General features: G+C 36.5%; 8 protein-coding genes and 1 pseudogene. 1 reads left to right on the plus strand and 8 read right to left on the minus strand.

Going from position 1 to position 9,111, the window contains the following annotated elements; all coding sequences use genetic code 11:
- Window positions 1-85 precede the first annotated feature (85 nt).
- Window positions 86-685, minus strand: a complete 600-nt coding sequence (locus RE431_RS15570) for an exonuclease domain-containing protein (RefSeq protein ID WP_050427871.1) — start codon at window positions 683-685, stop codon at window positions 86-88.
- Between the two features lie 192 nt (window positions 686-877).
- On the minus strand, window positions 878-2,044 hold the full coding sequence (gene tet(X), locus RE431_RS15575; RefSeq protein ID WP_005783159.1) for a tetracycline-inactivating monooxygenase Tet(X): 1,167 nt from the start codon (window positions 2,042-2,044) through the stop codon (window positions 878-880).
- Between the two features lie 358 nt (window positions 2,045-2,402).
- On the opposite strand from tet(X), the gene ere(D) reads away from it, so the two are divergent.
- Window positions 2,403-3,629: an EreD family erythromycin esterase gene (gene ere(D) / locus RE431_RS15580; RefSeq protein ID WP_009040233.1), complete on the plus strand. Its 1,227-nt coding sequence runs from the start codon at window positions 2,403-2,405 to the stop codon at window positions 3,627-3,629.
- Window positions 3,630-3,829: 200 nt separating this feature from the next.
- Here the strand turns inward: ere(D) and RE431_RS15585 are convergent, their stop codons facing one another.
- From RE431_RS15585 to RE431_RS15615, 6 genes and pseudogenes are all read right to left on the minus strand, one after another.
- Window positions 3,830-4,693 carry an aminoglycoside 6-adenylyltransferase AadS gene (locus RE431_RS15585; protein WP_003013318.1) on the minus strand — a complete coding sequence of 288 codons (864 nt, stop codon included), beginning with the start codon at window positions 4,691-4,693 and terminating at the stop codon, window positions 3,830-3,832.
- A gap of 326 nt (window positions 4,694-5,019) precedes the next feature.
- Window positions 5,020-6,243, minus strand: a complete 1,224-nt coding sequence (gene floR, locus RE431_RS15595; protein ID WP_014053560.1) for a chloramphenicol/florfenicol efflux MFS transporter FloR — start codon at window positions 6,241-6,243, stop codon at window positions 5,020-5,022.
- Window positions 6,236-7,156 carry a macrolide hydrolase EstT gene (gene estT / locus RE431_RS15600; RefSeq protein ID WP_046701559.1) on the minus strand — a complete coding sequence of 307 codons (921 nt, stop codon included), beginning with the start codon at window positions 7,154-7,156 and terminating at the stop codon, window positions 6,236-6,238. Before estT ends, floR begins: the two co-directional genes overlap by 8 nt.
- A gap of 184 nt (window positions 7,157-7,340) precedes the next feature.
- On the minus strand, window positions 7,341-8,165 hold the full coding sequence (locus RE431_RS15605; protein WP_004295324.1) for a class D beta-lactamase OXA-347: 825 nt from the start codon (window positions 8,163-8,165) through the stop codon (window positions 7,341-7,343).
- 220 nt (window positions 8,166-8,385) lie between these two features.
- Complete coding sequence (locus RE431_RS15610; RefSeq protein WP_005807148.1) at window positions 8,386-8,931, minus strand: BRCT domain-containing protein; 546 nt, start codon at window positions 8,929-8,931, stop codon at window positions 8,386-8,388.
- Window positions 8,932-9,000: 69 nt separating this feature from the next.
- Window positions 9,001-9,111: pseudogene (locus RE431_RS15615) on the minus strand (IS1595 family transposase); the annotation flags it as partial.

Below are 9,111 nucleotides of genomic sequence, written 5' to 3' on the forward strand. Positions count from 1 at the left end.
CTCCTTGAAATGCAAACGACAATCTTCCTCCGAACCGAAATGAGCCGTAAAACTGAATATGTTCATAATCCCTGCTTTTTGAGCGCTAATATACTAAAAATATTAGGTGTGTTTGCGGAGAATCAGATAGATTTTTCAAAACACTCAAGTCCATACTCGCATTATGAAAAATTAATAAATTAGATGAAAGATATTTAGAAAGTTCGTCTTCCCATAATTCTTGAAAATTAAGGGAAAATTCTACATCTTCATATGAAATTCCGTGTATTGAAGTATGAGTTTTTAAAAACTTTTCTGATTTTGGTGGATTTATATAGTGTTTTGTCGAATAAACTATTGTGTCATTTTTCACGAAGCATAATCCGATTGCACAAGCACTTAATCTACTGTTATTTGCTGTCTCAAAGTCAATAGCAATAAAATCAAATTTATTTTCAAAGTACTCAGGGAATGTATGAGGATTTTTAAATTGATTGAATTTCAATTTTTGCAAAATCGCTTGTTCGTATTGAGGTTTTACTTTATAACCAACTTGTTTTGCTTTTTTTAGCCAAGGTTCAAGAATATAGTTTGGTGTATTTTCGATAAAATTATAGAATAGAAATTCATTGTTTGTTTCAGGATTTATTCCCGAAACTTCCATTTCAATTTGATTTTTTGGTTTAGGTTTAAAAAAGTTAAACATAGTTCATTTTGTATAATTCAGACAAGTTTTGGTGTAATATGGCATATAACGTTTGGCAAATTGGCGATGGAGCCGACTTTTAGCACAAATGTTGAATAGAATTACTAATCTTCAACATTGCACAAAAGTTCAATAGAAGTACTTCACCGGCTCTATTGCCAATTTGTTTGTTATGTGCCGTTTTATTCCATTTTATACATTTAACAATTGCTGAAACGTAAAGTCGGGTTTAAACATTTCAATTTCGTTTTGAGTTGATTCTTCTTGTGCTTCTTTGCCATAGATAAACATTTGCTGTTCATAATTTTTAACAGCCTCTTCAATGCTATTAAATTTTCCATCGGCTAGATTATCAGACAATATCAAGGCATCCACCAACCCACTATTTACTCCCTGCCCTGCAAAAGGCGGCATCAAATGTGCGGCATCCCCAATCATTGTTATGGGTAATGGGCGCTTGCTTTTCCAAGGCTTTTCTAAAGGAAATATCCGTGTAGCCAATCCTACAAATGACAACGTCGTATGAATCAATTCTTTGTAGCGTTCGTCCCAATCGGAAAATTCTTTCAGAAGAAAATCAACGACACTATTTCTGTTTTGAAAATCTACCTGCGTTTGGTTTTTCCATTCATCAGGTGTTTTAAAACTTATTCCAAAATGCAATGCACCATTATTATTGGGGTTAGCAAATAATAAATTACCTTGGTGAGATGCCATTAGCCGGTTTCCATTGCATAGCTGAAAAAATCCAGGACAGTTTATCTCTGGTTGATGAATATCGGCTTGTATATTGAAAGTACCTGTTTCTTCAACTTCCGTGTCGGTAACAAATTTTCTTACCTTGGACATCCCGCCATTGGCAAGAATAACCAAATCTGCTGTTTCACTCGGTTTATTCTCAAAAGTTAGTGTCCACTTCTTCTTACCAGGTTCAAGCATAACAAGTTTTCTATCCCAAATAACCGTGTCGTTTTCTAAACTATTCAACAAGATAGCCCTTAAGTCATTTCTGTTTATTTCAGGATTGTCAAATCGATTTTCGGGCTTTACATTTTTTGTGGATAAAATATTGCCTTTTTTATCAGCAATATTTACACCCATTGGTAAGGCTAAGTCATAATAAGTTTGTAACAATCCCGCTTTTTTCATTGCTTCCTGACCTGAACCTTTGTGTAGGTCAAGGGTTCCACCAAAAATTCTTGCCTCTCGGTCGTTGTCTCTTTCGTAAACTGAAACGTCTATGCCGTTTTGCTGTAATAATTTTGCCATAGTCAGTCCAACGGGTCCACCACCAATTATTGCAACGTTCTTATCACTAAGTAAATTCATTTGTTTGTCTGTATCTATTCGCATTGTCATTCAAAAATGGCCCATAACGGGAAACGCATTGGCGAAGTGGCGGATAAATTGGACGAAAAGTTCAATTTAGCAGTGACGTAGCCGATGTGTTTCCACAGAAGCTAAATTATTAAAAAAAGCTGAATGTGGAACACATTCGGCGGAATAAAATGCAGAAACTTTCAATTTAGCACTTAACCTGCCATTTTGCCAATGCGATGTTATGTGAAGGAATTTTTAGTATCTTTGTATTCAAATAATTCACATTTTATGTATTTCAGCAAGCCTTGGTAATTAAAAATTAAAGTAAATTATTAAATCGTCTTTTTGAGACGGTTGCTATTTGGTACGTTAATTTTTAATTTAAAATAAGGTAATAATGAAAAATATAAAACCCTTAACTTTTCCGTTTAATTCGGAAAATAATACATCCATAAAACAAAGTCTTTTTCGATTTCGAGAATATTTTGATTCTTCTACAATTGTTGGTTTAGGCGAAAACGCACATTTCATAAAAGAGTTTTTTACATTCAGGCATCAAGTTATTGAGTTTTTAGTAACTGAATGTGATTTTGACACCTTGGCATTTGAGTTTGGTTTTTCTGAAGGATTAGAAGTTGATAAGTGGATAAAATCACAAATTCCATTCGACGATTTGGATAAGTTACTGTCACACTTTTATTATCCAAATGAGTTTAAAGATACTTTGCTATGGCTTCGTCGGTATAATCAAGACAATAATAATCAAATTACCTTTTTAGGTGTGGATATTCCTAAAAATGGAGGTTCTTATTTTCCAAACTTTCGTATTGTATCTGATTATTTGCAAAGACTTTCAATCGTTTCTTCTGATGTCTTACAGAAGATTTTAAATCTTGCTGAGAAATTTGATTTCTATTCGACTTCTCAGCTTGCGTTAAATTTATCGCTTTTTGATGAAGCTGAACATAATGAATTAAAAGCATTGCTATTAAAAGTTTACATTCGTTTGATTACTCTTCAACCAAAATTAGAAAGTTTAGAATTTCAATCGATAGTTCATCAAGTTAAAGGCTTGATTTATATGAATTATAATGCTGATGCTATGGAAAGTTTCATTACTGAAAGGGGAATTGAAGGAGATATGGGAGCAAAAGACCAGTATATGGCAGAAAGCATTGATTGGTTTTTGAAAAATTCACTTGGTAAAAAGATTATTTTGGTTGCCCACAATGCTCACATTCAAAAAACTCCGGTAGATTTTGATGGATTTATTAGTTGTTATCCAATGGGGCAAAGACTTTCGATGACTTTTGGAGAAAAATATAAAGCATTTGCAATAACTAATCTACGTGGAGAAACTGCGGCATTGTATCCTGATAATGATTATCAATTTGGCTTTAGGGTTGATAAATTTCCACTTGATTTTCCAGAGTCGGATTCTGTTGAATTTATTATGCAAGAATTTGGAGGAAAAGAATGCTGTTTACTAATGAACAGAAGTACGGAATTAAAAAATTGTAATAAGATTCGATTTGATTCGATGTGCCTAAAAACTGAAATAGAAGAAGCTTTTGACGGAATTTTTCTAATAGAAAAATCAACTGTTTCAGAAGTAGTGGATTGAGAATTTATAAATTTAATTTCGAAACGGCACTTTCTTTTTGGAGGTGCCGTTTTATTCTTTCACATAACGTGCCGCGTATTGGCGATGGGCGGGATTTTTAGCACTGAACTTTAATCGAAGAACAGAAGTTGAATTTTGCACTTCCGTTGATACGAAGCCGTTCAGCCCGCCTATTGCCAATACGATGTTGTACGACGTAGTTATGTTTTGGGTTTTAGTCCAGCTAAATATTTTCGTATGTCATTTTCTAATTTATCCGGGTATTTGTACTCTAATTTTTTTGACAATTCAGTTCCTATTTCTGAAACTAAATCAGTCATTGAAAATAGAGCAGTCCAATTTTCCTTTATATCGCTCCCTGAAAATGTTTGTTCTGTTTTAGCCCACATTTCCTGGTTAAGATACTTTTTGAAAAGCCGTCCATATTTATTGGTCGTTATGTTCCAATTGTGTTCACTTGCAATGTGCCATTCAATTAAAGGAATTAAATATTCTGTGCGAATAACGGTTTCCGACATAAATTTCGCATAGAATATTTCATCTCTCACAAGACACTTTGCCACGTAAGTTGTGTCCCACCAAAAATCGTTTATTAGATTTTGAAACTCTTTTTCAGACGGTTTTTTGATAATGGAAATTTGATAAGTTGGTTTCAGCATTTGCTTTGTAATACCATCTTTATCAATTAAAATTTTATAACCAATATCCCAATCTTCTGGTAATTCTTTCTCTTGCGTTTCCTTTATAAATTTTGATTTGCTGTAAAGTTTAAAATCTACTTTCACACCGTCTTCATAAAGTAGCATTTTCATTGCGTGTTTATGGTTAAAACAACTTTCGTCTTCTTCAATCATAGCAATTGGATTTCCGAATTTAAGCGTCCAGCTTTTGTCTGAAATGTAATTTGTATTATCCTCAAAAACAAATTCAATGTCTAAATCACTAAATTCGTCAACAAGTGCTAAAGGATTTACAAGTGAACTTGTCAGAAGAAGAACTCTTACATCTTCGTTTTTCTCCGACCATTCTATAATTGTTCTTAACTTTTCTTCTCTGACTTTCATTTTGTTTGGTTCGGTTTTACTATGTCGTACAACGGGAAACGCATTGGCGAAGTGGCGGATAAATTGAACCGAAAGTTCAATTTAGCAGTGACGTAGCCGATGTGTTTCCACAGAAGCTAAATTATTAAAAAAAAGCTGAATGTGGGACACATTCGGCGGAATAAAAAGCACAAAAGTTGAATTTTGAACTTAACCCGCCATTTTGCCAATGCGATGTTGAACTGAACAAGGGAAATGAGCGGTATCCTGCCAGACAGGATACCGACATTCACGAGGTTTCGATGGTTAGTGCGCCGCATCGGAGCGGGCCTGCTACCAGTCGTCGGTTAGACGACTGGCGACTTCTCGGTGGCAGCCCCACGGAGCCGAAGGAGCACCAGCCCCAACGAAACCAGTACCGCCATCGCCGTGGCGTAACAGATCACGGGCCACGCTGTGTCACCGTTTAAAAGTGCCACCGCCAATGTCCCGACAATGCTGACTATCAGGCTTTGAACGCAGAAGTAGAACGCGACCGCTGATCCCGCGATGTCGTCGAACTCTGCCAAAGCGCCGTTCGCGGTAACGGACACCGTGAAGACAATACCGACCGCGACAACCCACATCGGTAGGATGAAGGTGAGGAATGACGGCGAGCCGTAAAGTTCGCCGATCCCCAACAGGACCGCTCCGCAAACAAGCAACGCCATCCCACGCGCCACGCATCCTGCGATGCCCCATCTGGCGACAAAGGACTTCGCGAAACGGGTTGTCACGATCATTACAAGCGCGACAGTGGCGAAGGCAAAGCTGAATCCGATCTCGGAATATTCCGCTTGGCCTATGAGCACACGGGGAGCCGTCGAGAAGAAGACGAAGTAGGTGCCCATACCGGCGCTAAAGCCGACAGTGTAAACCCAAAAAGCCGGACTCGCGAAGATCGGCAAGACAGATCGGCGCGTCTTGACTTGATCCAGAGGGCGGGTTTCGTGCCACCTGAAACCCGCATTTAGGAGTGCGAGCATCGCCAGTATAGCCAAAGTAATGAATATCGCCTGCCATCCCAAGAACTCGCCGATCAATACTCCGGCGATAGGGCCGAGCGCAGGCACGAACGCCAGCATCGAACTGAAAAGGCCGTAGATGACGACACCCTCAGGACGGTTGGCATAAACGTCGCGAACCGTCGCGAACGTCGCCACCAGCATGGCCGACGCGCCCACTGCTTGAAGTAGACGGAAAGCGACAAAGGCCGGTGCAGTTGAAGACCAAGCTGCTCCCAGAGACGCAATGACGAAAGCCGTTGCGCCCGCAAGTAGAATTGGCCGTCGCCCGATTCTGTCTGAGAGCGGACCAAAAATCACCTGGCCCACGCCGAGCATCACCATATAGAGGCTCAACGTGAGTTGGATCATAGCGGGCGTCGTGTTCAGGATGCCGGGCATCGCTGGAACGACAGGGAGATAAATATCCATCGCCAGTGAAGCGAGGATGTCGAAAGGAGCCATCAGCAGCAGTGCTGCCGGCAGCGTATAGGCCCACGCGGGGCGTTGTTTTTGTTTATCAGTCATTTATGTGTTTTTCTATTCCATCAATAATTGATTTCCAATCATCAACGTGTAATTCGTGTCCTGTACCTTCAAGGGTGATTAGATTTGAACCTTTTATTTTTTCTAGTAAAAAACCTGCATTCTTATAATGCCAAATTTTGTCGTCTGTTCCGTGGATAATTAAGGTGGGTTGTTTGATTTCGTTTAATCTGTTCCAATATTCTTCACCACCACCACCTTGCGATGCAGCGTGATTGAACATACTTATATAATTGTTGGCTCTATTGAACTCAGCTCTTATCAGTTTTTCACTTCTTTGTTTGTCAAATTGTTTCTTGCCACTCATTAATTCTGCACCCTGAATTAAATAGTTTACCACACTGTCTTCATTTGTCCAATTGACTGTACCTGCTTTACTATGGAAATCTAAAATACTCGTGTCCATTTCAGGTATAGTTGGGTCTGAGTCTCCCCAAGGGCCTGATGACATAAGAGTTAAGGAGTTAACTCTGTCGGCAAACTTTATTGATGCTATTTGAGAAATTAGTCCGCCCAAAGAAATCCCCACAAAATGTGCTTTGTCAATCTTGTAGCCATCCAATATTGAAATAGCGTCATTAGTTAAGTCAACAATATCGTATGGAGTAGAACCTGGTTCATAATTAGTGGATTTTCCTACATCTCTGTTGTCGTAACGAATAACAAAAAATCCTTTTTCAGATAATTGTTGGCAAAATTCAGTGTCCCAATACAGCATTGATACGGTTGCACCTGCTACCAAAAGGATTGCTGGATTTTTCTTATTTCCAAAACTTTCCGTACAGAGTTCAATGCCGTTTGTTTTAATTATTTTCTCTTTCATTTCTGTTTTCCTTTGTTTGCAACTGATTATTATCAGTCCTAAAATTAATATCCAAAGTAGTTTTTTTTTCATTTATCAATGTTTAACTGTTATGCTGGTATCTTTCACAATGCCCGCTAACGAAAAATGGTAGCCGTAGTTGCCGGATTTACAGCACTTTCGTATCAATTTAGCACTTCGGTTCGTTAAAAGCACCAAAGTATCAAGTTGGCACGAAAGCCGGCAATTATCGGCTACCATATGTTAGTGGCATTTATCATTTCATTATATTCATTTGCTTTAACGCATTTTTTGTTACATTAATTCTCGATGAAATAAAATCATCAACATTCAATCCGTCTGTCGGAATTACATTTGTTGCAAAAAAATAAACATTAGATTTTGTTTCAACATAACCAACAAACCAACCATTATATTTTTCTTCTATCGAACTTAATCCAGTCTTACCGCTTAAAATGTAATTTTCAGTTCGCTCAATTTCCATAATATTTTTGACAATCTTTATTGTCCTATCAGAAATTGGAAATTTTGAAAAATAGAATTTCCTTAAAAAGTCGATTTGTTGTTTTTGAGATATTTTTGAATTTCCTTCAAGCCAAAAATTGTCAATCGTTAAACTGTCAAAAATCATATTTTTATACTCAAATTTTTCTAAATATTCTTTCATTTTAATTGTTCCGATTTTCCTTGCAATTTCCTGATAGCAAGGAACACAGGAAATTCTAAAAGCATCTTTAAATGATAAATCTTTTTCCCAAATATCCATTTTTCTCTGCTCGCCATTCCATTTTAAAATAGTTGTATCATTTTCAATAATGCCTAATTCAACAGCAATTATAGAATTTGGAATTTTGAATGTTGATGCAGGTAATTTTCCGTTTTTAGCCCAATCAAAGTCATTTGAGTAAAAAGTATTCTTGTCGTTATCATAAATTAGAATTGAACCATTTACTTGAAAACTATCTAAAATTTTGTCAAAATCAGAAATTTCTGTTTCAATTATGTTTTTATTCGTTGTTGTGTTACAGCAAACAAATAAAAATATCATTGAAATAAAAACTACAAATAAAATATTTTTCATTTATTGTCTAATTATCGTTTGTTTTTGTTGCCACTAACGGGAAACGCATTGGCGAAGTGGCGGATAAATTGGACAAAAAGTTCAATTTAGCAGTGACGTAGCCGATGTGTTTCCACAGAAGCTAAATTATTAAAAAAAGCTGAATGTGGAACACATTCGGCGGAATAAAATGCACAAAAGTTGAGTTTGGCACTTAACCCGCCATTTTGCCAATGCGATGTTATATGCCGTATTTTTTGATAAGATAATTTAAGTCAGCTTCGTTTAAAATTCTAATGTTTGCTTTTTTTGATTGGTTTAAGTCGTTTATTTTTTGGATTTTTGACCAACCACAATCTTCACCTGCAAAAACAAAATCTACTTTACCTGTTATTCCTGATTTTATTTGTCCACCAATTTTCATTAGAAAAGTTTTTATTTCTTCTCTTTCTATTGAAAAGTTGCCCGTAATAACTATTCCTTTTCCTATTAAATCAATGTTTTCAAGTTCGTTTTGAGTTATTTGATAATTTGATAAATGCTCTTCATTTTCTTCTAAAACATCTTCACTTGGTTGATTGAAATAATTATTATTTGTTTTAGGCTGGTCATCAATTTTTCTTATTAGTTCTTGATAACTTGGATACTTGTCAGTCAATTCGCCAAATATTAAAGCACAAAGTTTTGCATCGAATTCTGGGTCGTGATGATTTGTTACTTCTAAGTCCAAACTCTCTGCTAAATCTTTTATTTTTTTAGGCATCCCAAGTTTATCTGCAAATAACATTGTGTCAATATAACTTATGACATATGGTTTTAAATTATAATGTTCATATAGATTTTTCTGATTATCCGTTTATGCACCTGTTATATTCGCAATTACTAGTCTGTCAAAGAGTTTGTCTCCAAAATACCGTCTGTTTAATTTGTAAATAAACTCGTTGAGATACAACTGTAAGTATTTCCT

It is taken from the genome of Christiangramia sediminicola (genome assembly GCF_031344135.1).
GTDB classification, from domain to species: Bacteria; Bacteroidota; Bacteroidia; order Flavobacteriales; family Flavobacteriaceae; genus Christiangramia; species Christiangramia sediminicola.